Source organism: Acidocella sp. (genome assembly GCF_036489515.1).
Classification (GTDB): domain Bacteria; phylum Pseudomonadota; class Alphaproteobacteria; order Acetobacterales; family Acetobacteraceae; genus Acidocella.
This window is the reverse complement of sequence record NZ_DASXFO010000016.1, coordinates 43202-67764: the sequence shown is the minus strand read 5'-3', so window position 1 is coordinate 67764 and position 24563 is coordinate 43202. Positions and strand designations below refer to the sequence as shown.

Annotated in this window: 23 protein-coding genes and 1 other RNA gene; 12 read left to right on the top strand and 12 right to left on the bottom strand. The window is 63.4% G+C overall.

Annotated features, from left to right (window positions below; translation table 11 throughout):
- Window positions 1–274 precede the first annotated feature (274 nt).
- From glcF to ykgO, 4 genes are all read right to left on the bottom strand, one after another.
- On the bottom strand, window positions 275–1570 hold the full coding sequence (gene glcF, locus VGG47_RS02425; RefSeq protein WP_331535270.1) for a glycolate oxidase subunit GlcF: 1296 nt from the start codon (window positions 1568–1570) through the stop codon (window positions 275–277).
- 2 nt (window positions 1571–1572) lie between these two features.
- The gene (glcE, locus tag VGG47_RS02420; protein WP_331535269.1) at window positions 1573–2691 is read right to left on the bottom strand and encodes a glycolate oxidase subunit GlcE; all 1119 of its coding nucleotides are present in this window, start codon (window positions 2689–2691) and stop codon (window positions 1573–1575) included.
- On the bottom strand, window positions 2688–4100 hold the full coding sequence (locus VGG47_RS02415; protein ID WP_331535268.1) for an FAD-linked oxidase C-terminal domain-containing protein: 1413 nt from the start codon (window positions 4098–4100) through the stop codon (window positions 2688–2690). The genes glcE and VGG47_RS02415 overlap by 4 nt, the downstream gene beginning before the upstream one ends.
- Window positions 4101–4442: 342 nt before the next feature.
- Window positions 4443–4568 carry a type B 50S ribosomal protein L36 gene (gene ykgO, locus VGG47_RS02410; RefSeq protein ID WP_325395060.1) on the bottom strand — a complete coding sequence of 42 codons (126 nt, stop codon included), beginning with the start codon at window positions 4566–4568 and terminating at the stop codon, window positions 4443–4445.
- Window positions 4569–4748: 180 nt separating this feature from the next.
- On the opposite strand from ykgO, the gene VGG47_RS02405 reads away from it, so the two are divergent.
- The 3 genes from VGG47_RS02405 to VGG47_RS02395 all read left to right on the top strand — a co-directional run bounded on the left by VGG47_RS02405 (window position 4749) and on the right by VGG47_RS02395 (window position 7371).
- Window positions 4749–5507 carry a glycosyltransferase family 2 protein gene (locus VGG47_RS02405; protein ID WP_331535267.1) on the top strand — a complete coding sequence of 253 codons (759 nt, stop codon included), beginning with the start codon at window positions 4749–4751 and terminating at the stop codon, window positions 5505–5507.
- A gap of 182 nt (window positions 5508–5689) precedes the next feature.
- Window positions 5690–6082: a hypothetical protein gene (locus VGG47_RS02400; RefSeq protein ID WP_331535266.1), complete on the top strand. Its 393-nt coding sequence runs from the start codon at window positions 5690–5692 to the stop codon at window positions 6080–6082.
- Window positions 6079–7371, top strand: a complete 1293-nt coding sequence (locus VGG47_RS02395) for an NAD(P)/FAD-dependent oxidoreductase (protein WP_331535265.1) — start codon at window positions 6079–6081, stop codon at window positions 7369–7371. Before VGG47_RS02400 ends, VGG47_RS02395 begins: the two co-directional genes overlap by 4 nt.
- A gap of 147 nt (window positions 7372–7518) precedes the next feature.
- Here the strand turns inward: VGG47_RS02395 and recR are convergent, their stop codons facing one another.
- From recR to ffs, 4 genes are all read right to left on the bottom strand, one after another.
- On the bottom strand, window positions 7519–8109 hold the full coding sequence (recR, locus tag VGG47_RS02390) for a recombination mediator RecR (protein ID WP_331535264.1): 591 nt from the start codon (window positions 8107–8109) through the stop codon (window positions 7519–7521).
- A 108-nt stretch (window positions 8110–8217) separates the two neighbouring features.
- A complete protein-coding gene (locus VGG47_RS02385; protein ID WP_331535263.1) occupies window positions 8218–8541 on the bottom strand; it encodes a YbaB/EbfC family nucleoid-associated protein in 324 nt (107 codons plus the stop codon).
- The gene (locus VGG47_RS02380; RefSeq protein WP_331535262.1) at window positions 8538–10319 is read right to left on the bottom strand and encodes a DNA polymerase III subunit gamma/tau; all 1782 of its coding nucleotides are present in this window, start codon (window positions 10317–10319) and stop codon (window positions 8538–8540) included. Before VGG47_RS02380 ends, VGG47_RS02385 begins: the two co-directional genes overlap by 4 nt.
- A gap of 27 nt (window positions 10320–10346) precedes the next feature.
- Window positions 10347–10443, bottom strand: an RNA gene (gene ffs / locus VGG47_RS02375) — signal recognition particle sRNA small type.
- Window positions 10444–10517: 74 nt separating this feature from the next.
- On the opposite strand from ffs, the gene nudC reads away from it, so the two are divergent.
- The gene (gene nudC, locus VGG47_RS02370; RefSeq protein ID WP_331535261.1) at window positions 10518–11429 is read left to right on the top strand and encodes an NAD(+) diphosphatase; all 912 of its coding nucleotides are present in this window, start codon (window positions 10518–10520) and stop codon (window positions 11427–11429) included.
- A gap of 230 nt (window positions 11430–11659) precedes the next feature.
- Here nudC and VGG47_RS02365 read toward each other — a convergent pair whose 3' ends face one another.
- Entirely contained in the window at window positions 11660–12451 is a 792-nt protein-coding gene (locus tag VGG47_RS02365) for a hypothetical protein (protein ID WP_331535260.1), read from the bottom strand.
- 428 nt (window positions 12452–12879) lie between these two features.
- On the opposite strand from VGG47_RS02365, the gene VGG47_RS02360 reads away from it, so the two are divergent.
- The 4 genes from VGG47_RS02360 to VGG47_RS02345 are packed head-to-tail and all read left to right on the top strand — an operon-like array spanning window position 12880 to window position 15658.
- Window positions 12880–13335 carry a DUF983 domain-containing protein gene (locus VGG47_RS02360; RefSeq protein ID WP_331535259.1) on the top strand — a complete coding sequence of 152 codons (456 nt, stop codon included), beginning with the start codon at window positions 12880–12882 and terminating at the stop codon, window positions 13333–13335.
- The gene (locus VGG47_RS02355) at window positions 13328–13804 is read left to right on the top strand and encodes a UPF0262 family protein (protein WP_331535258.1); all 477 of its coding nucleotides are present in this window, start codon (window positions 13328–13330) and stop codon (window positions 13802–13804) included. Before VGG47_RS02360 ends, VGG47_RS02355 begins: the two co-directional genes overlap by 8 nt.
- A gap of 11 nt (window positions 13805–13815) precedes the next feature.
- Window positions 13816–14901 (top strand): S-methyl-5-thioribose-1-phosphate isomerase, encoded by a 1086-nt coding sequence (mtnA, locus tag VGG47_RS02350; protein WP_331535257.1) that lies wholly within the window; start codon window positions 13816–13818, stop codon window positions 14899–14901.
- Window positions 14902–14908: 7 nt separating this feature from the next.
- Window positions 14909–15658, top strand: coding sequence for a DUF2272 domain-containing protein (locus VGG47_RS02345; RefSeq protein ID WP_331535256.1), 750 nt, complete (start codon window positions 14909–14911; stop codon window positions 15656–15658).
- A gap of 141 nt (window positions 15659–15799) precedes the next feature.
- Here the strand turns inward: VGG47_RS02345 and VGG47_RS02340 are convergent, their stop codons facing one another.
- The 3 genes from VGG47_RS02340 to pepN are packed head-to-tail and all read right to left on the bottom strand — an operon-like array spanning window position 15800 to window position 19756.
- On the bottom strand, window positions 15800–16471 hold the full coding sequence (locus tag VGG47_RS02340; protein ID WP_331535255.1) for a glutathione S-transferase N-terminal domain-containing protein: 672 nt from the start codon (window positions 16469–16471) through the stop codon (window positions 15800–15802).
- The gene (locus VGG47_RS02335) at window positions 16468–17154 is read right to left on the bottom strand and encodes a glutathione S-transferase N-terminal domain-containing protein (RefSeq protein WP_331535254.1); all 687 of its coding nucleotides are present in this window, start codon (window positions 17152–17154) and stop codon (window positions 16468–16470) included. The genes VGG47_RS02340 and VGG47_RS02335 overlap by 4 nt, the downstream gene beginning before the upstream one ends.
- Window positions 17155–17167: 13 nt before the next feature.
- Entirely contained in the window at window positions 17168–19756 is a 2589-nt protein-coding gene (gene pepN, locus VGG47_RS02330; RefSeq protein WP_331535253.1) for an aminopeptidase N, read from the bottom strand.
- 56 nt (window positions 19757–19812) lie between these two features.
- Here pepN and VGG47_RS02325 point away from each other — a divergent pair, with 56 nt between their 5' ends.
- The 4 genes from VGG47_RS02325 to VGG47_RS02310 all read left to right on the top strand — a co-directional run bounded on the left by VGG47_RS02325 (window position 19813) and on the right by VGG47_RS02310 (window position 24557).
- The gene (locus VGG47_RS02325; protein ID WP_331535252.1) at window positions 19813–20967 is read left to right on the top strand and encodes a GNAT family N-acetyltransferase; all 1155 of its coding nucleotides are present in this window, start codon (window positions 19813–19815) and stop codon (window positions 20965–20967) included.
- 205 nt (window positions 20968–21172) lie between these two features.
- A complete protein-coding gene (gltX, locus tag VGG47_RS02320; RefSeq protein WP_331535251.1) occupies window positions 21173–22522 on the top strand; it encodes a glutamate--tRNA ligase in 1350 nt (449 codons plus the stop codon).
- Between the two features lie 50 nt (window positions 22523–22572).
- Window positions 22573–23238 (top strand): tetratricopeptide repeat protein, encoded by a 666-nt coding sequence (locus tag VGG47_RS02315; protein ID WP_331535250.1) that lies wholly within the window; start codon window positions 22573–22575, stop codon window positions 23236–23238.
- 8 nt (window positions 23239–23246) lie between these two features.
- The gene (locus VGG47_RS02310; protein ID WP_331535249.1) at window positions 23247–24557 is read left to right on the top strand and encodes a PQQ-binding-like beta-propeller repeat protein; all 1311 of its coding nucleotides are present in this window, start codon (window positions 23247–23249) and stop codon (window positions 24555–24557) included.
- The last annotated feature ends 6 nt before the right edge of the window (window positions 24558–24563 follow it).

Sequence of the window (24563 nt, the reverse complement as noted above, 5' to 3'; positions counted from 1 at the left end):
ATTTGTTACATTTTTAAACTATCCACAGGCGATACGCCAATGAATTTTTTTGCACGCACAGAGGGATGTCTTCACCACAGATCGCGTCCTGATTGAAAAACCGGAGTCTCTCTGCATCAATTATGCTCCGGACTGGCTTCCTAAGGCTCTGAAAGTAGCCGCTTTTTGAAAAAAGCGGCGCAAAAACTTTTGCTCCTTTGGGCCTGTGGCGCTGGAAGGGCACGGGCCAAAGTAACAGAAGAATTCATTTTGTTCACAAAAAGAAAGCCTTCCGTTACCTGAGCAGGGAAGCCGGCTTCTCGCCGCCGGCCATCCAGTTCAGCAGCTCGACCATATGCACGGTCGGCACGCCGTCGCCGGAGAGCTGGGTCAGGCAGCCGATATTGCCCCCGGCGATCACATCCGGGGCTTTCGCCTTCAACGTATCAAGCTTGCGGCGCCGCAAGCGCGCGGCGATTTCCGGCTGCATGATGTTATAGGTGCCGGCCGAGCCGCAGCAGAGATGCGGGTCCTTCGGCTCCACCACCGTGAACCCGGCCTTGCGCAGCAGGGTTTTCGGGGCCGTGGTGATCTGCTGGCCGTGCTGCAACGAGCACGCCGCCTGATAAGCGACGGTCAAATTCGGCGCGGCCCGGGAGGGCTCATAAATTTTTAGAAGATATTCGGAAATATCCATGCTCAGTGCCGAAATTTGCGCGGCGTCGGCGGCCATGGGATCGTTGCGGAGCAAAAACCCGTAATCCTTCAGCACCGTGCCGCAGCCGGAGGTGTTGACGATCACCGCGTCCAGCCCGTCCTGCTTCATTTCCCCCGTCCAGGCCGCGACATTGCGCCGCGCCGCGGCAAGCGCCTCCTCATGCCGGCCCATATGGTGCACCAGAGCACCGCAACAGCCGGAGGCGGCGGGGATGATGACCTCGATGCCGAGCCGGTTGAGCAAAGCGATGGTGGCCTCGTTGATCGACGGGCCGATCGCCTGCTGCGCACAGCCGGCGAGCAAGGCAACCCGCCCCTTCCGCGCGCCCACCGCCCGATGCACCGTGCCTTCCAGCCGCTGCAGCTTGGTGTCCTGCGCCCGCGCCAGTTTCAGCATGGCGCGCAGGCGCTGCGCAAACATGCTGTCACCCGCGACCAGAAATTCCAACTTCCGGCCCAGCCGCGCCAAGCGCAGCGCCGTGCGCAGGCGCGCAGGATAAGGCAGAACGCGCGCCAGAACGGCGCGCAGCAAACGGTCGGTCAGCTTCCGCTTATAGGTTTTTTCCACATGCACGCGGGCATGATCGATCAGGTGCATGTAGTTCACGCCGGAGGGACAGGTCGTCATGCAAGACAGGCAGGAGAGGCAGCGGTCGATGTGCAGCACCTCCTCCTCGGCCGCAGGGCGGTTGTTCTCCAGCATGTCCTTGATCAGGTAGATGCGCCCGCGCGGCGAATCCAGCTCGTCGCCGAGAGTCACGAAAGTCGGGCATGTCGCCGTGCATAGGCCGCAATGCACGCAGGTGCGCAGGATGTCGTTGGCGACCTTGGTCTCCGGGTCGGCGAGCTGGAGCTCGGTAAAACTGGTTTGCATCGTTAGGCAGCCTGCAATTTCAGAGGGTTAAAAATACCGCGCGGATCAAAGCTCTGCTGCACACGGCGGCGCAGCGCCGCCAAAGCGGGGCTTTCCGGCGGCAGCACCTCGACCGCGGCGCGCAGCGATTCCGGGGCCCGCATCAGCCACCACACACCATGTGCGGCGCGCGCCGCGGCGCAGACCGCCTCATGGGTGGTCTGGTCCGCCGGACCCGAGAGCCAGATGAGCCCGCCGCCCCAGTCCAGAAACCCGCTAACCCCATAAGCAGCGACGGCATCCAGCACGCCCGGCCCTGCCGAAGGCGGCGCAGAAACACGCCACAGCGCGTCGCCCGGCGGCAGCATTTTACAGTCGCGAATGTCGCGCCAAAGATCCTGGCTCTCCTCGGTGCCGAGAATTTTTGCGCCACCGAGCTGGGTTGCCAGCGCCCGACAGCGATAGCTAACGGAAGATTCAAAATCCTCGATGCGCAGCAGCGCTTGTCGCGCCGCCGGCAAATACGCAGCACCGGTGACGGAAAACGGCGAGCCGAGGCCGGCGCTGAGTGCGGCGACCGCCGCCTTGGCGTCGAGCCCGTCCAACACCACGGTGCCGGTGGCCTCAGAGCGCGGCAGGACCTTGAAGGTGATCTCCGTCATCACCGCCAACGTCCCGAAACTCCCCGTGACCAGCTTCGGCACGTCCAGCCCGGTGACGTTCTTCAGCACCCGGCCGCCAAAGTTCAGAATCTCGCCGCTGCCGTTAACGAGACGCACACCAAGCACATGGTCGCGCATCGCCCCGCCATTGATCCGCCTTGGCCCGGAAATATTGGCGCCGACCACACCGCCGATCGTCTGCTTCTCACCAAACAGATGCGACGGTTCGGCGATCATCTGCTGGCCATGCGCCTGGAGCGTCGCCTCGATCTCGGCCAGAGGCGTGCCGGCGCGGGCACTCATCACCAGCTCATTCGGGGCGTACAGGGTGATGCCGCTCAGCGCCGCCGTGCTCAGCGTTTCCGCCGCCTGCACCGGGCGCAGCATGGCGTTCTTGGTGCCGTTGCCCTGGATCAGCAGCGGAGCCGCGGCGTCCCGCACCACGGCGGCAAGTTCAGCTTCCGTCTGCGGCGTCATCATAGCGGGAACACTTTCGCGGGGTTGAGCAGCCAGTCAGGGTCGAACGCGCTCTTGATCCGCCGCATCTGGTCCAGTTCCGGCTTGGTGAATTGCTTGGTCATCAAATCCCGTTTCTCGATGCCGACACCATGCTCGCCGGTCAGGCAGCCGCCCACCTCGACGCACAGGGTCAAAATATCCGCGCCGCACGCCTCGGCCCGGGCGAAACTCTCCGGGTCGTTGGCGTCGAACATGATCAACGGGTGCAGGTTACCGTCGCCGGCGTGAAAAATATTCGCGACCTTGAGCTGATAGCCCGCACTGATCTCGGCGATGCGCCGCAGCACTTCCGGCAGGCGGCTGGTCGGGATGGTGCCGTCCATGCAGAGATAATCCGGCGAGATGCGTCCGATCGCGCCGAACGCGCCCTTGCGCCCCTTCCAGATCGCCGCCGATTCCTCCGCCGTTTCCGAGACGCGCATCGAAACCGGATTAAACTTCTCGCAGATCTCGCGGATGCGCCCCAGCATCGCGGTCTGCTCGTCCTCCGAGCCCTCAACCTCGATGATCAGCAGCGCCTCGGCCTCCAGCGGGTAGCCGGCATGGGCGAACGCCTCGCACGCATGGATCGCCGGCCGGTCCATGAACTCCAGCGCCACGGGGATGATGCCCGACGAGATGATCGCGTCCACGCATTGGCCGGCAATCTCATTCGTCGCGAATCCGACCAGCATGGCGCGCGCCCCCTCGGGCGAACGCAGGATCCGCACGGTCACCTCGGTGAGGATGCCGAGCTGGCCCTCGGCGCCGGTGATCAGCCCCAGCCAGTCATAACCTGCGGCATCGCAATGCCGGCCGCCGATCTCCAGCACCTCCCCCTCGATCGTGACGAGTCGCAGGCCGAGCAGGTTGTTCGCGGTGACGCCATATTTCAGGCAATGCGCGCCGCCGGAATTCATGCCGACATTGCCGCCGATCATGCAGGCAAGCTGGCTGGACGGATCGGGCGCGTAGAAAAACCCTTCATCGGCGACCGCGTTGGTGATGCCGATATTGGTCACGCCGGGCTGCACCACAGCGTAACGGTCAGCATAGTTGATCTCAAGAATGCTGTTCATGCGCATCATGCCGACCACCACCGCGTCGGCCAGCGGCAGCGCCCCGCCGGACAGCGAGGTCCCCGCGCCGCGCGGGATCACCCGCACGCCGTGCGCCGCACAGAATTTCATGACCGCCACGACCTGCGCCTCGGTCTCCGGCAACACCACCGCGAGCGGAGTCTGGCGATAGGCGGACAGGCCGTCGGTTTCATAGGGTTTGAGCGAAATTTTGTCCTGGATCACCGCCCGCTCGGGCAGGATATGCCGGAGTCCCGCTACCAATTCGGCACGGTGGGCTAAAATTTCGGCCTTGGGATCTGGTTGTCTCATATTCAAGTCCTCCTCAAGCCGGATTCGTTAGTCTGGCCTTCGGGACAATCTCGGCATTATTGTGCACTTGGCAAGTGCTGCGGGGCAGTTCAGGTCATGAAGGCTGCCTTGATCTTGGAACCGGCGTCGCAAGCAAAGGGGAAAGGCTACTTTTTGTGAACAAAAAGTAGCAAAAAAACTTTATTAATCTGGGTCTTGGGCGTTGTCGCCGACACCGCCCCAGGCCCAGCATAAAAGAAGTTTTTGCGCCGCTTTTTTCAAAAAGCGGCAACTTCCTTTCTTAAAACGCAAAAAACCCGGCCGAAGCCGGGTTTTCCTAAAGATCTATCCAGAAATGCGGGATTAGCCTTGACGGGCTTTCATCCGCGGGTTCTTCTTATTGATGACGTAGACCCGCCCATGGCGACGCACAACGCGGCAATTCTTGTCGCGAGCTTTCGCGGACTTCAGGGAGTTACGGATTTTCATCACAAGCTCTCGGGTAAAATGTTTAACAGTTGGCGCGATATGCCGGGCGGAGGCGGCAATGTCAACCTGCGGATGGCCGATTTCGATGTCATTAAAAGGTCATTCGCCTTCATTGCCATTCCCCTGTTGAAAACCATTTCGGCGGCGAATGCCGTCGATTCACCACGGAGCAGAGAAATTATGAAGATCAGTTTCGTCGTGCCTGCCTATAATGAACAGGCTCTTCTGAGCCGTTCTCTCACCGCCATCCGCGACGAGATCGAGCGGGCAGGCCAGGTGCTGGGGCAGGACGCCGAAATCATCGTGGTGAACAATGCCAGCACCGACCGCACCCGCGAGGTCGCCGTGGCGGTCGAGGGCGTGGTGGTGGTGGATGAGCCGCGCAAAGGCCTGGTGCAGGCGCGCTGGACCGGATTCGGGGCCTCCACGGGCGAGTTGATCGCCAATATCGACGCCGACACGGTCATCCCGCCGGGCTGGTTGACCGAGGTTCTGCGCCAGTTCGAGCGCGGCCCCAAGCTGGTCGGCCTGTCGGGCCCCTATATCTATTACGGCGTGCCGAACCGGGTGAACGTGGTGGTCGGCGCCTATTACCGGTTGGCCTTCACGATGTATCTGTTCAACCGCTTCGTGCTGAATGTCGGCTCGATGCTGCAAGGCGGGAATTTCGTCGTGAAGCGCGACGCGATGCTGAAGCTCGGCAACCCCGACTTGCGCTTCTCCTTTTACGGCGAGGACACGGACATGGCCCGGCGGCTCTCCAAGGTCGGCGGCGTCAAATTTACCTTCCGCCTGCCCGCCGAGTCGTCCGGCCGGCGGCTGGTCGGCGAAGGCGTGTTCACCATCGGCATCCGCTACTCAATGAATTTCTTCTGGGCGACCTTCCGCAAGAAACCCTTCACGGAAGAATGGCGCGATATCCGCGAAGAGATGTCGTAAGCAAAGAAAGCGGCCGCTTTTTAAAAAAAGCGGCGCAAAAATTTTTGTTATGCTGGGCAATGGGCGTTGTCGGCGACACAGCCCATGACCAGATTCATAAAGTTTTTTTGCTACTTTTTGTTCACAAAAAGTAGGACTTCCCTTCCCTTTCCCTGCGCCGATCCGGTAAACGTTTCGGACTCATGAGCATCTCACCGTCCCGCGTCGGCTTTCTGCTCGTCTGTTTTCTGATGCCGGGGCTGATCGGCACCTTCGCCAGTTTTTCGATTCCAGCACCTGTGGTGGATGAGATGCACCAGCGCGCGGCCTTGCAGGCAGTGCTGGCGGCACCGACTCCGGCGGCGCAGCAGGCGGCGATCAACCGCCTGCCCGATGACGTGGACGCCGATACCGCGGCGCTGGTCGTCAATGGAACAGGACCTCTCGCCGCACGGGTGGCGGTGGCGGAAGCGAATATGCGCGCCGAAGTGCTGCGCCAGGCCCGCGCGGCTTCCTACCGTATCCGGCTGATGGTGATCAGCATCACCATTGTCTGCGCGCTGCTCGGTGTGGCGCTGCTGGCGGGCCGCTCATGACTGAAAGCGGCCCCACCAGCGGCCATGTCGCCTCCTATTATGCCGCCACGGCGCACCGCAGGGATGCGCGCCCCGCGCTGCGCGGGGCGGAACAGGCTGATGTATGCATCATCGGCGCCGGGTTCACCGGCATTTCCGCAGCGCTCGAGCTGGCCGAGCGGGGCTTTTCCGTCATCGTCCTGGAAGCCGTGCGCGTCGGCTTCGGCGCCTCGGGGCGCAATGGCGGGCAGATCATCAACGGCTATTCCCGCCCGCTGGACGTGATCGCCGCGCGTTATGGTGAACAAGCCGGACGCGCGATCGGCGCCATGGCGCTGGAAGGCGCAAACATCATCCGGGAACGGGTGGAAAAATACGCGATCGCCTGCGACCTCATCCCTGGCGGACTACTGGTCGCCCTGTCGCCCCGGCAGATGCAATGGCTGGAGCGCGAACAGCGCGTCTGGGCCGCGCACGGGCATTCCGGGCTGGTGCTGCTGGACCGCTCCGGGCTGGCGCCTCACGTGGCCAGCGCGCGCTATGTCGGCGGCTTACTGGACCCGCTGGGCGGCCATCTGCACCCGCTCAACCTGGTGCAGGGCGAAGCGGCGGCGGTCGAGTCGCAAGGCGGACGGATTTTCGAGAACAGCCGGGTGATCGAGGTGGAAGCCGAGCCTGCACCGGTGGTCCGGACAACTCAGGGCGAGGTGCGGAGCAAATACGTGCTGGTCTGCGGCAATGCCTATATCGGCGACCTGCTGCCGGAGCTCGGCGGCAAGATCATGCCGGTCTCGACCCAGGTGCTGGCCACCGAGCCGCTTGGCCAGCTGGCGGAAACGCTGCTGCCCTCCAACGTCTGCGTCGAAGACTGCAATTACGTGCTGGATTATTTTCGGCGCAGCGCGGATGGGCGAATCCTCTATGGCGGCGGCATCGTCTATGGCGGACAGGACCCCGCCAGCATCCGCAAAAAAATCCTGCCGCTGATGCGTAAAACCTTTCCGGCGCTCGAGGGACTGAAAATCGATTACGCCTGGAGCGGCAATTTCGCCCTCACTTTGACGCGCTTTCCGCAAATCGGGCGGCTGTCGCCCAGCGTGTATTTCAGCCATGGGGATAGCGGCCATGGCGTGACCACGACACATCTGTTGGGCAAATTGCTGGGCGAGGCGGTTGCTGGCACGGCGTCACGCCTCGATGTCTTCGCGGACCTGCCCTATTACCCCTTCCCCGGCGGCAAGGCTCTGCGTGTGCCACTCACAGTGCTGGGCTCCTGGTACTATCGCTTTCGCGACCGCATGGGCATTTAAGGAGAAGAAAGCGGCCGCTTTTAAAAAAGCGGCGCAAAACTTTTTGTTATGCTGGGCCATGGGCGGTGTCAGCGCCAACGCCCATGGCCCAGCATCATAAAGTTTTTTTGCTACTTTTTGTTCACAAAAAGTAGCCTTTCCTTCGCTCTAAGCCGACCGGCGCGCGGCCAAGGCGGTGGCGAGGGTTCCCTCGTCCAGCACTTCCAGCGCGCCGCCCATCGGCACGCCCTGGGCCAGGCGCGAGACCGGAATCCCGAGCGGCTTGAGTTTTTCCACCAAATAATGGCCGGTGGCGGCCCCCTCAACGGTCGCGGGCAGCGCCAGAATTATTTCTGCGGGCGGAGCCTCGCGCAGCCGCGCCAGGAGCGAGGCGATGGCAAGATCTTCCGGCCCGCGCCCCGCCAAGGCCGAGAGCGAACCGCCCAGCACATGATAGGCGCCGCGATAAATCAGCGCCCGTTCCAGCGCCCACAAATCGGCCACGCTCTCGACCACGCAGATTTTCGGCTCACGGTCGGGTGCTGCGCAGATCGTGCAGGGATCGGACGTATCGAGATTGCCGCAGACCGAGCAGGTGCGCACGGTCTCGGCCGCCGCGCGGAGCGCCTCGGCCAGCGGCAGCAGCCGCGTCTCGCGCTCGCGCAGCAATTTGAGCACAATTCGGCGGGCACTGCGGGGGCCAAGCCCCGGCAGCTTGCCGAACAGAGCGATCAGCCGCTCGAGTTCGGGCCCACCCATGCTCTAGAGCGATATAGCTTGAAATCGAATCGCGCAGCGATTCGATTGAGCCATGCAATCGCTCGTGTAAACAAGGCTAGAGCATGATTGATGTAAAGCAATCATGCTCTAGAACGGCAGCTTCAGCCCCGCCGGCAGGCTCATGCCGCCCGTGGCGCTCTTCATTTCGGCGTCCGTCAGTTCGTCGATCTTGCCTTTGGCATCGGCATGCGCGGCGAGGATAAGATCCTCCAACATGTCGATTTCCGCGGGATCGGCGAGCTTCGGATCGACCTTGATGCGCTTCATCGCGCCCTTGCCGCTCAGCGTGACCTGCACCAGCCCGGCGCCGGACACGCCCACGACCTCGGCAGCGTCCAGCTTGGCCTGCATCTCGGTCATTTTCTGCTGCATCTGTTGGGCCTGCTTCATCAGCCCGGCGATATTCTTCATTCGTCATCTCCTTCGTAGAGTTCGTCCGGCGGCGTCAGGGCCGCCCAATCTGCCGGCAAGTCCGGTTCGTCGTCGAGCGCCGGCGCCTGTGCCTCAATTTTCGCCCCCGGGAAAGTCTCCAGGATCGCCTTCACCAGCGGATGGTCAATGGCCGATTGCAGCGCCGCACCGGCGGCGGCACCTTCCGCCTCGTCGAGGGTCGGCGCCCCTGGCGCGTTAGATAAAGCGATGGTCCAGCGCCGGTTGGTCTCCGCCTCAAGCAACGCGGCGAGTTTTTGCGCGAGGTCGCGCGGCGCGTGCGGCTCCAGCCGCATCTCGATCACCGGCGGCGCGAAACGCACCAGATGCACCGACTGGCGCAGATGCGCATATAGTATCGCATCCCGCCGGGCCGAAGCCAGCGCCACGACATCGTTGAACGTGATGGCGCGTGGTGCTGCCGCCGCAGCCATCATGGCCCCGTTCCCATTCGCCACCGCACGCGCGCCCCCACCGCCCCCAGGCGGCGCTGACGCAGGAGCAGGGCCGGAAATGCCGCCCCCCTCGGTGATGCGGCGGAGCAGCTCACCGGGTGGCGGCATGTCGGCCACGTGGCAAAGGCGGATGAGAATCATTTCCGCCGCGGCGCGGCGGTCGGGGGCGGCCTCGACCTCCTGCACGCCCTTGAGCAGCATCTGCCACAGCCGGCCGAGGAAGGGGATGCTCAGCATGCCGGCGAGTGCCGCACCGCGCGTGCGCTCGGCCTCCGGCAAGGTGGTGCTGGCGCTTAAGCCCGGCACTGATTTCATGCGCGTGAGCAGATGTGCGAGGCCGAGCAGATCGGCGAGCAGCACGCCGAGATCTGCGCCGCGCTCATAAGCGCCATCGGCGATGGTGAGCGCCTTGGCGGCATCACCCGCCACCACCGCCTCCATCAGGTCGAACACATAGGAGCAGTCGGCGAGACCCAGCATGTCCGCGACCATTTCGGCGGAGATTTCGCTGTCATCCTCCGTGCCGCGGGCAATCGCCTGATCAAGGAGCGAAAGACCGTCGCGCACCGAGCCGTCGGCGGCGCGGGCAATGTGCTCGATCGCGCCGGCGGCGATGGCGACCTGTTCGCGCTGCGCGATGCGGGTGAAATGCGCGGCCAGTTCGGCGACCGCGACGCGGCGCAGATCGAAGCGCTGGCAGCGCGACAGCACGGTGACTGGCACTTTGCGGATTTCCGTCGTCGCCAGCACGAATTTGATATGCGGCGGCGGTTCCTCCAGCGTCTTCAGCAGCGCATTGAAAGCGTTGCGCGAGAGCATGTGCACTTCGTCGATGATGAAAATCTTCATCCGCGCCGAAAGCGGGCGGAAGCGCGTCGCCTCGATGATCTCTCGCACATCCTCAACGCCGGTATTGGAGGCGGCGTCCATCTCCACCACGTCGGGATGCCGGTCGGCGAGGATGGCGATGCAGTTCTCGCACACACCGCACGGATCGGGGGTGGGACCGCCCTGCCCGTCCGGCCCGGTGCAGTTGAGCGCGCGGGCAAGGATGCGGGCCGTGGTGGTCTTGCCGACGCCGCGCACGCCGGTGAGCATGAAGGCATGGGCGATGCGGTTCATGGCGAAGGCGTTGCGCAGGGTGCGCACCAGCGCCTCCTGGCCGATCAGATCGTCGAATGTCTGCGGGCGGTATTTGCGGGCGAGGACGCGATAGGCGACGGCCTTCGGTGCTTCCGGCTCATCGCCGAACAACGAAGCCCCGACAGCCGGCGGCGCCGATTCATCTTCAAACAAACCAGCCATGCGCGGCTCAAGAACCTTTGCTTTGGGGTGGGAGACCGGACAACGACCCATACGGAAACTCGTTGCGGCTGCTGCCTTCCGGCCCTGACCGGGTTGGCGAGGCGCATGTCCGATGCCGACCTCCCGAGATGATTATCCCCTGTTCTGCGCAATCCTGCAAGGTTGCATCGCGTCACGGGTCCTGCCAATTGTTCGCCGATGCAACGGATCACGCCCAGCCAGCCTAACGCCTATACCGGAGGCACACTCGACCGTGCCGCGCACCGGCGTAGCGACGAGGCCTGGGTGCAATCCGCGTTACGCGATCCAAGCAGCCGTTTCGTGCTGTTCTGGCGCGGCCATGCGTTGATCGCGGCCGGCGACGCGCCGAAAGCGGCCTTGGTTTCCCGTCCTGAGCTCGACGCCCCCTGGGTGTTCCTCGGCTTGCAGGACCAGAATCCGGTTTTTGCCGCGGATCTGTCAGCGCTTGATGATCCTCATATCCTGTATGGGACCAGCTTCGCCTTCACCGACATGCGCAGCCTGACCGCCCTGCTGCCGACCGACGACGCGACGATTCTGGCGACGGCGCGCGCCATGCTGCATTGGCGCGCGCAGACAAAATTCTGCGCCCATTGCGGCGCACCGACCGTGCCCGTACGCGGCGGCTATGTGCTGAAATGCACCGCCCAAGGCACCGAGCATTTTCCGCGCAGCGATCCGGCGGTGATCATGCTGGTGACCAAAGGCAAGCGCGTGCTGCTCGGCCAGTCGCATAAATTCCCGATCGAGCGGAACATGTATTCGACCCTCGCCGGCTTCGTGGAACCGGGCGAAAGCCTGGAGGATTCCGTGCGGCGCGAGGTCTTCGAGGAAGTGGGCGTGCGGGTTGGTGCGGTGTCGTATCACTCCAGCCAGCCCTGGCCATTCCCCGCTTCGTTGATGCTCGGCTACCACGCCGAGGCGCTGACCGAGGAGATCGTGCTCGAAACCGATGAGATGCGGGATGCACGCTGGTACACGCGCGAGGAGCTCGAGAACCATCGCGACCTCGGCTTCAACCTGCCGCGGCATGATTCCATCGCCCGGCGGCTGATCGAAGACTGGATGGCGCAAACCGCGCCGCGCTGATCCCGAAAGCACAAGGAAAGACTACTTTTTGTGAACAAAAAGTAGCAAAAAAACTTTGTTAATCTGGGCCTGAGGCGATGTCGCCGACAACGCCCATACCCCAGCATAACAAAAGTTTTTGCGCCGCTTTTTTCAAAAAGCGGCTACTTCCTTTACTGGGATAGTGGCCCCGAAACAAAAAATGCAGGGGCAAGCCCCTGCATTTTTTTCGGCACGAGGTCGTCGTCGCCTTAGTTGATGGTCGGCTCAGCGGCGGTGGTCATCGCCGTCGATTCGGTGGCTTCCATGGCCGGGGCGATCGGCTCCGGCATCTTCACCGCGCGCGGCTTCCGCGTCACGGCCTTCTTCACCGCCGGCTTGGCAGCTTGCTTCCTGGCGGCAACGGCCTTCTTCGGCGCTGCCACTTTTTTGGCGACCGGCTTCTTCGCCACGGCCGTCTTCTTCACGGTCGTGGTCCTCTTCGCGGCGGCAGCGGTCTTCTTGGCCACCGGCTTCTTCACGGCGGCGACCTTCCTGGCGGTCGCGGTCTTCTTCGCAACCGGCTTCTTCGCCACGGCGGTCTTCTTCGCAACCGGCTTCTTCGCCACGGCGGTCTTCTTGACGGTCGCCGTCTTCTTCACGGTCGCGGTCTTCTTCGCGACGGCAGCGGTCTTCTTGGCCACCGGCTTCTTCACGGCGGCGACCTTCTTGGCGGTCGCGGTCTTCTTCGCAACCGGCTTCTTCGCCGCGGCGGTCTTCTTGGCCACCGGCTTCTTCACGGCGGCGGCCTTCTTCGCAACGGGCTTCTTCGCCGCAGCGGTCTTCTTCACGGTCGCGGTCTTCTTCGCGACGGCCGCCTTCTTCGGCGCGGCTTTCTTCGCGGCCGTGGTCTTCACGGCAGCTTTCTTCACAGCAGCTTTCTTAACGGCCGGCTTCTTCACAGCGGCCTTCTTGGCTGCCGGTTTCTTCACGGCGGTCTTCTTCGCCGTCGCCCGCATAGCCAGAGGCTGCGCGGTTGTTTTGGTGGTGTCGTCTGCGGTCACGAGGGTTTGCTCCTTCGCTAGAGGTGTTGGAAATCGGTTCATTGGCATCCGACGCGGGACGTTGTTCGCACGGTCACTGGACCGTCCTTCTCGTTCGCGTGCGGGGCCTCTTGACCGATACAATGTCGACTCGGTTGCGGCGCGAATCGCGCAACGCACGCAAGATTCGCTATTCCGCTCCTCTTTGTGCGCTGTCAACAAAAAGCATCATCAAACACGTCAATTCTATCATTTTTTTTTCGTCATATGCGAAAAAATCACGTCGAAACGATTCTCCCGCGGTCGAAAGCGCATAACGGACGGCAAAATCGTGTTTCTGACGTGCAATGAAATCGACAACCGCGACACGCAAAACTTTGCACCGACGCCCTGCGTCACAACGGCTTTCGTCGGCCGGCAGAAAATAAGTTGAACTGGGCGGGATTGCGGTGACTAATATCACCATGAACCAACCGCCCGCAGAGGACCCGGAGTTCGAACGCTGGCCGCCTCCCCAGGCCGCCCCTCAGCCGGAACGGCTCATGCCCGACTGGCCGGTCACGATCTGGCGTGGCTTGTGCGGGCGCTGTCCGCAGTGCGGTGCGGCGCCGATTTTCGATGGCTATCTCAAGGTTCATAAAACCTGCCTTCACTGCGCAGCACCTTTGGGCGACATGCCGGCGGACGACGCGCCGCCTTATGTCGCCATGCTGGTGGTGCTGCATTTTGTGGCTCTGTTTGTCGTGCTTTTCTTCAAAGGATATTATCAGCCGGGCCTCCTCACGGCTGGGGTTCTGCTGCTGGCATTAGCCGCCGCCTGCATGATCGCCTTGCGCCTGGCCAAGGGCGCGATCATCGGCATCCTGCTCAAGCTTGGCCTGAAGCGAGAGGTTCCCAATGGATGAAACGACCGGGCGACTGACGCGCATTGTACTCGAAGGTGAACCACTGCACCGCATTTCCCCGACGCAAGCGGCGGACCGCGCGCAGGCGGTGATGGACCTGCAAGCGGAGAACCAGTTCTTTCCCACGAGCCGGCAGGACCTGCAAAGCATCCTGCATCTCTCCCTGCATGAAGGAAGGCTGGTCTTTGATATCCGCGACGCCGAGGACACGCCGGTGATCGCCGTGATGCTGGCGCTGGGCCCCTTCAAGATGTTGATCAAGGACTACCAGATGCTTCTGGAATCCTATGCCGGCGCGGTGGCGGAAGGGCGCGAAGCGAAGATCCAGGCGATCGATATGGGGCGACGCGGCCTGCACAACGAGGGCGCGGAGCTGATGATCGCGCGGCTGGAAGGCAAGGTGGTGATTGATTTTGCCACCGCACGGCGCTTATTCACTTTGGTCTGTGCGCTACACCAGAAACTATAGGATTGTTTGCGATGAAAATTGACGGCACCCCCTACCGCTCGATCTGGGTGGATGAAACAGATCATTGGTCGGTCCGCATCATCGACCAGACCAAGCTGCCCTGGGCGATCGACATCGTGCGGCTGACGACGATGGAGTCCGTGGCGCACGCGATCAAGGCGATGCTGGTGCGCGGCGCACCGCTGATCGGCGCTTCGGCGGCCTATGGTGTGGCGCTGGCGATGCGCGCCGACAGTTCCGATGCCGCACTGGCCCAGGCGGTCACCGTGCTCGGCGCGACGCGGCCCACCGCGATCAACCTGCGCTGGGCGCTCGCACGTATGGCAGCCAAGCTGCAGCCGCTCGGCGGCAGCGCGCGCGCCGCCGCCGCCTATGTGGAAGCCGCACTGATCTGCGATGAAGATGTCGCCACCAACCAGGCGATCGGCCGGCATGGCCTGCCGTTGATCGAAGCCCGCGCCGCGACGAAAACGGTGAACGTGCTGACGCATTGCAATGCCGGCTGGATCGCCACCGTCGACTGGGGCACCGCACTCGCGCCGATCTATATGGCCCATGATGCCGGCATCGACATTCATGTCTGGGTTGAGGAAACGCGGCCACGCAACCAGGGCGCCTCGCTGACGGCCTGGGAACTCGGCAAACATGGCGTGAAACACACGGTGATCTCCGACAATGCCGGCGGCCATATGATGCAGCGCGGCGATGTCGACCTGGTGATCGTCGGCACTGATCGCGTGACCCGTAACGGCGACGTCGCCAACAAGATCGGCACCTATCTGAAAGCGCTGGCGGCGCGCGATAACGGCGTGCCGTTCTGGGTCGCCCTGCCCTCTTCCACCATCGACTGGACGATCGCTGACGGGCTTTCGGACATTCCCATCGAGGAACGTGCCGCGACCGAGGTGACCACCATGACCGGCCGCGCGCTGGATGGGTCGATCGCCACGATCCGCGTGGTGCCGAAGGACAGCCCGGCGGCGAACCCGGCCTTCGATGTGACACCGGCACGGCTTGTATCCGGCCTGATCACCGAGCGGGGATTGTGCGCCGCGAACGAGACCGCGTTGCGCGAGATGTTCCACGACCTGGCGTAAAAGCCTGTTGGCTCTGCTGGCGCTGGGCGGTTGCGCAGCGCCAGATGCGCACGCCCCGCCTTTCGCCCGCGTGCCCTATGAACCGTTCTCGCGCAACGCCGCCATCGCCATCGCCACCGATGAATGGCGCCTCTGGGGCATGCGCGTGGATGACAATAACGATGCCGGCTATGTGCCGACCGAGGCGACCATGGGGGAACACCAGCCCGGCCTGTGGGAGCGTGTCGGCGAGTATTGGTGGGAAGGCATGAATACAGGCGTGCCGGAGGCGGGCTGGACCGGCAAGCACGACGAAAAGGGCCGCGTGTTCCCGCTCTCGGCCAACGGCGACTATGCCTGGTCGGCGGCGTTTATTTCCTATGTCATGCGCGTCGCCGGCGCAGGGGTTGCGTTTCCCTACTCACCGAACCACGCCACCTATATCAATTACGCGGCGCGCGCCGCCCAAGGCGAGATCCGCGATCCGCTGCTGATCGCGGAAAACCCCGCGACCTACGCGCCGCGCCTGGGCGATCTGGTGTGCTTCGGGCGCGGCCCGGCGCGCGACCTCACTTTTGCAGACCTGCCGACCCGCTACATCTTTCCCGCGCATTGCGGCATCGTCACCGCAGGGGGGCCGGACACGCTCAGCCTCATCGGCGGCAATGTCGAGGATGCGGTAACGCTGGAACACCTGCACACCAACGATGAAGGCGAATTGCGCGACGACCGGGAGAACTGGTTGGCCGTGCTCAGGGTGATGTACCAGCAGAGTTAGAAAGCGGCCGCTTTTTGAAAAAAGCGGCGCAAAAACTTTTATTTATGCTGGGCCATGGGCGTTGTCAGCTGCAACGCCCATGGCCCAGCATAGCAAAGTTTTTTTGCTACTTTTTGTTCACAAAAAGTAGTCTTTCTTCTCTTATCTGAGCCCGTAAGTCCCCAGCACCGCCGTCATCCAGGCGCTGATCTCCGGCTCATCGTCGAGCAGCGGCGTCTTCGAGGTGATCTGCGCCCATTGCAGCGCGCCGAAGACGATGTGGTCCGCGTAGTTAGGCGCGGAGCCCGCGAGAAACGGCTGCGCCTTCAGCGTCCGGCGGAGCGGCGCCAGGGTTTTTTTGAAGGCGCCGAGATAGGTTTCCCGGGCAAGCGCGAACTCCTCCAGCTTCCGCCCCAGGAAGCGCTCCCGCGTCTCGCGGAAATAGTCTTTGTCCTTCGGGTCGAGCATGGCCCAGATATCACCGACCACGAGCGGCGCGATGGCGGGCTGCAGCACGTCCTCGGTCCAGGCCTTGACGAAACCGATCAGCGCCCGCGACGAGGCATCGCCGAACAGCGAAGCTTCATTGGGATAGGTGGTTTCCAGGTACTCGGCGATCTCGTGGCTGTCGGAGATGGTGGTCTCGCCGTCCACCATAACCGGCACCTTGCCCTGTTTGGAGAAGGCGATGGCGTCCTTGTCCGTGAAATGCCAGGGGGTGGTCTCGAAGCTGAGGTTCTTATGCGCCAGCGCCAGTTTCGTGCGCCAGCAATAAGGACTGAACCGGACGCTCTCGTCGTTGCCCGCCAGGTCGTAGAGGAGACGCTGTTTCACCGTGCCACCTGCCCGAACAGCAAAGCCTGCGATTCCTTTGTCACCGTCGGGGCCTCGTTCACCTTTTTGGCGATCTCATAGGCGCGTTCCACAGCGGGCCTTGCTTTGATGCTCTCGAACCAGCGCTTCAGATGCGGGAACTCGTTGATGTCCTGCTGCTGCCGCTCATGCGGCACGATCCAGGGATAGCTGGCCATGTCGGCGATGGAATAGGTGCCGGCGATGAACTCCCGGTCGGCGAGGCGCTTGTTCAGCACGCCATAGAGACGGTTCGTCTCTTTTATATAGCGCTCCATCGCGTAGGGGATGCGCTCCGGCGCGTATTGCACGAAATGGTGGTTCTGCCCGGCCATCGGCCCGAGGCCGCCCATCTGCCAATACAGCCATTGCAGCGCGTCGTAACGGCCGCGCAGGTCGAGGGGCAGGAATTTCTGCTCCTTCTCGGCGAGATATTGCAGGATCGCACCGGATTCGAACACGCTGATCGGCGCGCCGCCATCGGCGGGCGTGGTGTCGACGATCGCCGGGATACGGTTATTCGGGGCGATCGCCAGGAATTCCGGCGCGAATTGCTCGCCCTTGGAAATGTTGATCGGGGTGATGTTGTAGGGCAGCCCGGCCTCTTCCAGGAAAATCGTGACTTTATGGCCGTTCGGCGTGGTCCAGTACGAAAGTTCAATCATCGGCGTTGCTCCTTCAAGCGATGGCTTTAGAGACCATCTCGTAAGTGTTGTGACTCAGCGCCTCGCGGGCGAGAATGCGCTCCAATTCGGCGCGCATCAGCCCCTGGCGCGTCACGTCGTACCGGCGCCAGCTGCCCATGGCGGTGACGAGGCGCGCTGCGATCTGTGGGTTGATGGCATCCAGCGCGATGATCGTATCGGCCAGCAGCTTGTAGCCCTCGCCGGAAAGCGCGTGGAATTTCGCCGGGTTGCCAGTGAAGGCGCCGACCAGCGCGCGCACCCGGTTGGGGTTGCGCAGGTCGAAATCGGCATGCCGGATCAGTGCCTGCACGCGGCCGAGCGTGTCCGGCGCGCCGCCACGGGCCTGCACGGCGAACCATTTGTCCAGCACCAGCGCATTGTGTTTCCACGCCGCATAGAAGGCGGCGAAAGCCTCATCACGGTTATCATCCGCCACTTCGCCTAGGTTGCCGAGGGCGGCCAGACGGTCGGTCATGTTGGCGCTGGTCTTGAACTGCGTTGCCGCGCGCGCGGTATCGCCGGCAGCGCAGAGATAGCCAAGGGCGGTGTTCTTCATCGCCCGGCGCGCGATCGCCGCACCCGAAACATCCGCCGCATCCGCGTCGCCGAAGGCCGCATAGGCGGCGCCAAACTCCGCCTGGAGCGCGAGGCCGAGCGCCTTGCGGGTCAACTCGCGCACGCAGCGGATGGCATCGGGATCGACCACATCCATCTCGTCGGCGAGCAGGCTCTCACCCGGCAGCAGCAGCGCCTCGGCGGCGAAAGCCGGGTCGCGCGCGGCATCACGCAAGGTCGCGGCGACGGCCTCGCGCAGCCCCTCATCCAGCGTGAAAGCCTGCCCCAACTGCTGCCGCTGCACCGCCTCGAGCAGCACGATCGTCGCATATTGCTGCAACGCATCCCAGCGGTTGAACAGATCCGTATCCTTCGCCGCCAGGAAGGCCAGACGCTCGCGCCCCTGCCCCTTCAGCTTCACCGGTGCCGAGAAATTGCGGAACAGCGAGGGTACCGGCCGTGCGGCGATGGTCTCGAAGATGAATACCTGCTCGGGCTTGGTGAACGACAACGTCTCGCGATGCATCTCCCGCCCCGCATCGTCCAGCAGCGCCATCGCCACCGGGATCAGGAACGGGGCCTTCGCGTCCTGCCCTGGTGTCGGCCTGGTAGTCTGCCGCAGCGTCAGCGTGAAACGCTGCGCCGCCGCGTCATAGGCTTCCGTGAAGGTGACCTCTGGCGTGCCCGCCTGTTCGTACCAGCGCATGATCTGCCGCAATTCGACCGGGCTCGCCGCCTGCATCGCGTCGAAGAAATCCTCGACGGTCGCGGCCGAATTGTCATTGCGGGCGATGTAGGTGTCCATCCCCTTACGGAACGCCGCCCCGCCGATCAACGTGCGGTACATGCGCACGACCTCGGCGCCCTTCTCGTAGATCGTCGTCGTGTAGAAATTGTTGATCTCAAGATAGCTGGCCGGGCGCACGGCATGCGCCAGCGGGCCGGCATCGTCACGGAACTGCGTGGCGCGCAGCAGGCGGACATCGGCGATGCGCTTCACCGCGGCGGAAAACTGGTCGGCCATGTATTCCTGGTCACGGAACACGGTAAGGCCTTCCTTCAGCGAGAGCTGGAACCAGTCGCGGCAGGTGACGCGGTCGCCGGTCCAGTTGTGGAAATATTCATGGGCGATAACGCGCTCGACATTCTGGAAATCAGCATCGGTCGCGGTGTCGGCGCTGGCCAGGACATAGGCGGTGTTAAAGATATTGAGGCCCTTGTTCTCCATCGCCCCGGCATTGAAGTCGCTGACCGCGGCGATGTTGAAGATGTCGAGGTCATATTCCAGGCCGAAAACCTGTTCGTCCCATTTCATGGCGTTCTTCAGCGCGTACATCGCATGGCCACAGCGTGTCTCATCGCCGGAGGCGACCCAGATGCCGAGATCGACCTGCCGGCCCGACGCGGTGGTGAAGGTATCCTTCACCGCAACCAGATCGGCCGCGACCAGCGCAAAGAGATAAGAGGGTTTCGGATGCGGATCCTCCCACGAGGCCCACACCTTTCCGTCTTCCTCGCCCGCGCCGGTCTTGTTGCCGTTGGAAAGCAGCACCGGATATTTCGCCTTGTCGGCGCGCATCGTCACCTTGTAGCGCGCCATCACGTCCGGCCGATCCGGGAAATAGGTGATCTTGCGAAACCCTTCCGGCTCGCATTGGGTGAAGAAGCCGGTGCCGGACATATACAGGCCGGAGAGCTCGGTGTTTTTCGCCGGGCTGATTTTCACTTCGGTCTGGAGCACAAAAGCGTCCGGCACCTCATGCACGGTCAGCGTTTTTTCCCCGACCTCATAGCGGTTGTCGCCGAGCGTCTCGTCATTCAGCCTAACGGCGCGCAGCTCGAGATGCTTGCCGTCGAGGACCAGCGGCCCCGGCGCCTGGCGGCGCAGTTTCAGCGTCGCGCGCACGATCGTCGCAGCGGGGTCGAGGTCGAAATCCAGCGCCACCTCGTCAACCGCAAAAGCCGGCTTGGCATAATCCGCGAGGCGGATCGGCTTCCGGGAGGAAGAATTTTGTCCGTCAGCCATCATCGTCCCCTTCATCAATATTGGCGAAACGCCCGTCCCGCCGCATATGGGGTGGCATGGCGGATGGAACACCTCATCTCTCTCTCGAAGTTTATCCCAAGATTGCCGACATCGGGCAAGCCGCCTGGGATGGCTGCGCGGACTGTGACAATCCTTTCATCTCCTACGCGTTTTTATCGGCGCTGGAGGATAGCGGCTCGGTCGGCAAGCGCACCGGCTGGCATCCGCGCTACGCCGTCCTGCGCGATACCGGCGGCGCCATCGTGGCCATCGCCCCCGCTTACGCGAAGACGAATTCCTACGGCGAATACGTGTTCGATCACGGCTGGGCCCAGGCCTATGAGCAGGCCGGCGGCGCGTATTATCCAAAACTCCAGATCGCGGTGCCGTTCTCGCCCGTGCCGGGGCCGCGCCTCCTGTGCCGCCCCGGTCTTCCCGCCGGGGCGATGGCCGCCGCCCTCGTACAACTGGCCGAAGAGCTCGACTGCTCCTCGGTCCACGCGACCTTTTGTGCTGAAGCGGAATGGCAGGCGCTCGGCGACGCCGGCTGGCTGCAACGGCTCGGCACGCAATTCCATTGGGAAAATGACAATTACAAGACTTTCGACGATTTCCTCGGCGCGCTCTCCTCACGCAAACGTAAAGTCATCAAGCGCGAACGCCGCGACGCGCAGGAAGGACTGTCCTTCAAGGCGCTCTCCGGCACGGATCTGACGCGCGACGTCTGGGAGACTTTCTATACCTTCTATACCTCGACCGTGGACCGCAAATGGGGCGGCGCCTACCTCACCCCGGAATTCTTTCCCCTCCTCGGCGAGCGGCTGGGGAACCAGATCGTGCTGATGATCGCCGAGCGGAACGGAAAACCCATCGCCGGCGCCCTGAACCTGCGCAGCCGCGACGTGCTGTACGGCCGCAACTGGGGCAGCACCGAGGACGTGCCCTTCCTGCATTTCGAGCTCTGCTATTACAAGGCCATCGATTACGCGATCGCGCACGGCCTCAAGCGGGTCGAGGCCGGAGCGCAGGGTGAGCACAAGATCCAGCGCGGCTATCTGCCGCAGCCAACCTACTCCGCGCACTGGATCAAGCATCCCGGCTTGCGCCGCGCGGTCGCGGCGTTTTTGCGCACGGAACGTCAGGACATGGCAGAAACCATGACGGCCCTGGCGGCCGAAAGCCCGTATAAGAAAAATGGGGAAACAGGCTAAAGCGAAGGAAAAGGCTACTTTTTGTGAACAAAAAGTAGCAAAAAAACTTTATTAATTTGGGTCATGGGCGTTGTCCCCGACACAGCCCATGGCCCAGCATAATAAAAGTTTTTGCGCCGCTTTTTTCAAAAAGCGGCTGCTTTCTTCCTTCTGCTTGCACAAACGGTTACTTTCCCAAGACAAAAATATGGTCTAACCCGCGCGGATGATCAAAGTCCGCTTCGCCCCCAGCCCGACCGGCTACCTCCATGTCGGCAACGCCCGCGCGGCGCTGGTGAATTTTCTGTTCGCCCGCAACCAAGGCGGACGCCTGCTCCTGCGCCTGGACGACACCGACACCGAGCGCGGCCGCCCGGAATATGAGCAGGGGATCTATGACGACCTGCGCTGGCTGGGGATCGAATGGGATGAGACGGCCAGGCAATCCGACCGTTCCGCGCGTTACGAAGCCATCGCCGAAAAATTGAAGGCGGCGGGCCGGCTCTATCCCTGCTTCGAGAATGAGGACGAGCTGGCGGCCAAGCGCGCGGCACTGATCAAGCGCAAATTGCCGCCGGTCTATGACCGCGCGGCCCTGAACATGACTGAGGCGCAGCGCGCCGCGGCGGAGGCCAACGGCAAGCGCCCCTATTGGCGGTTCAAGCTCTCGGAGGGCATCGGCGCCTGGCAGGATCTGGTGCTCGGCGGCCGCAGCATCAAATTCGGCACGGTCTCCGACCCGGTGCTGATCCGCGCCGACGGCACGCCGCTCTATACCTTCACCTCGGTGGTCGACGACCTCGATATGGGCATCACCCATATCATCCGCGGCGAGGATCATGTGTCCAACACCGCGGTGCAGATCGACCTGTTCCAGGCGATCGCCCCCTTCACCGAACAGGCCGCCACACCGGTGCCGCGCTTCGCGCATCTGCCGCTGATCAGCGGCGGCGAAGGCGAAAAACTCTCCAAGCGGATCGGCAGCATCTCGCTCAAATCGCTGCGCAAGGACGGGATCGAGCCGGGCGCCATCACCGCCTATCTGGCGCGGCTGGGCTCCAACAAGGATCCGGCGCCGCTGCCGCTGGAGGGCTTGATCGAGGCCTTCAACCTCGCCGATTTCGGTCGTTCGCCCCCGCGCTTCGACGCCAAGCAGCTGCTCGCCCTCAACCGCAAGTTCCTGCACCAGCTGGAATTCTCCGCCGTGCAGGACCGCCTGCCGGATGGGGCGACCGAGGAATTCTGGCGGGCGATCCGCGGCAATCTTGACCTGCTGAACGAGGCGCGGCGCTGGTGGCAGGTAGTCGCCGCCGATGTCCCGCCCCCCGACCTGTCGGGCGAAACCGCGATTCTGCAATCCGCCCTTGAAACCCTGCCGCCCGCGCCCTGGGGCGCAGAAACCTGGAAGGGCTGGACCGGCGCGATCGCCGCCGCCACCGGCGCCAAGGGACGGGCGCTGTACCATCCGCTGCGCCTGGCGCTGACCGGCGAGGAACAGGGCCCGGAAATGGCAGCTTTATTGCCGCTGATCGGCCCTGACCGGGTCATGGCGCGGCTACGGGCCTTCGTTGTATAGCGAGGCGGGCCCGGCTAAGACCATCCGGGTTAAACTAAGGGTCAGGGCACGTGGTTGATATTTTTGACGAGGTTTCGGACGACCTGCGCACCGAACGGGCGATCGCGCTCGCACGCCGTTATGGCGGGCTGCTGATCATCCTGCTCGTGCTGGTGCTGCTCGGCGTCGGCGGAAAGCAGGCCTATCACTGGTATCAGGGCAAGCAGAACGACAAGGCCGCGACGTCCTTCCTGGCTTTAACCGCGCAGATCGACCAGGCCGAGCCGAACCTCAGCAACGCGCAGCGCCTGAATTATGCGCGCTCCCTCACCGATTTCGCGGCGAATGCCCCCGAAGGGTACAAGACCCTGGCCGATTTCCGCGCCGCCACCTTGTACAACGATGCCGGCCAACCGGCCCAGGCCGAGGCGCTGTGGACCGCCATCGGCCGTGACGGCAGCACCGACCCTCTGCTGCGCGACCTCGCCAACCTGCTCTGGGCGCAGCACGCACTCGGCACCGCGCCGGACGCCGATGTTCTGGCGCGGCTCAAGCCGCTGGCGGCGATCAGCAACCCTTATCATGGCCTGGCGCAGGAAACCCAGGCGCTGCTGTATTTGCATGAAGGCAAGACTGATCTGGCGAAAGCCTTGTTCTCGCAAATTGCCTCGGACCCGGCGACACCTGAAGGCGTGCGCAACCGCGCCGACGGGATGCTCGCGCAGTTGAACGGATGACAAAATTTATGATGCGACGTCGCACGGCCCTGACGACTCTTTCGCTCGGGCTCCTCGCCTCCTGCAGTACGCCCAAGGCCAAAATCATCGGGTTGCAAGTCCCCGTCCTGCCGGACACGGGCGCCCTGAAGGTGGCCGTGGACGCCCCCAGCGTCAGCCTGCCGCCGGCCCTGGCGCTGGCGAGCTGGCCGCAGCCTTTGGCCAATGCCGCGCATGCGCCGGGCAACGTGGCCGGGCCGACCGGACTTTCCGTGCATTGGACCGCCTCGGTCGGCATGGGCGGCGGGTACCGCCAGCCGCTGCTGGCCAGCCCGCTCCTGGCCCAGGGCATGGTTTTCGCCCTGGATGCCAATGCGGCGGTCTCCGCCTTCTCCGCCGCCGATGGCCACCGCATCTGGCACACCTCGACGCGGCCGAAACACGCCAGCGAGCAGAATATCGGCGGCGGCATCGCCTATGACAACGGAAAGCTGTTCGTCAGCACCGGCTATGGCGAGCTGATCGCCATGGCGGCCGGCAACGGCAAAGTGCTGTGGCGCCAGACGCTGGATTTCCCGGCCCGCACCGCGCCGATGGTCGCGGACTCCCTGGTCGCGCTGATCGTCCAGAACGATTTGCTGCTGACCTTCGACGCAGAAAGCGGCACACCGGGATGGCGCTTCACCGGCGCAATCGGCACGCCGGGCAGCACCGCGGTCGCGGTGACCGGCGCTCCGGCCTTCTCGGACGGCATTCTCGTCGCCGGTTTCGCCTCCGGCACGCTGGCCGCACTCGACGCCAATTCCGGCACCCCGGTCTGGGAGCAGAGCTATGCCTCCGCCTTCGGCCAGGCCAGCTCGCTCGATTTCTCCGACATCGTCGGCGCCCCGGTCATCGCGGGCGGCGTGGTCTATGCCATCAGCCTGGGCGACACGGTGATGGCGGTGGACCTGCATTCCGGCGCCAAGGTCTGGACGCATACCGCCTCCGGCACGCAGCCCTTCTGCCTCTCCGGCGACTTCGCCTTCGTGCTCGACCATAACCAGACCTTATACGCGGTCCATGCCGATGACGGGCTGGTGAGCTGGGTGCTGCAGATGCCCCCGTTCCACAACATGAAAAAGAAGACCGGGCCGGTGCAATGGGCCGGGCCGGTGCTGGTCAACGGCATGCTGGTGCTGACCAGCAGCCTTGGCGAGATCGCCTTTGTCGACGCCGTCCAGGGCGCGATCAAGACCACCGCGAAACTGGCCTCACCGGCGGCCGACCTGCCGCCGATCGCCGCCGGCGGGCTGCTGCTGCAGCTCACCCGCGACGGCAAACTCACTGCCTATAGCTGAAAATAT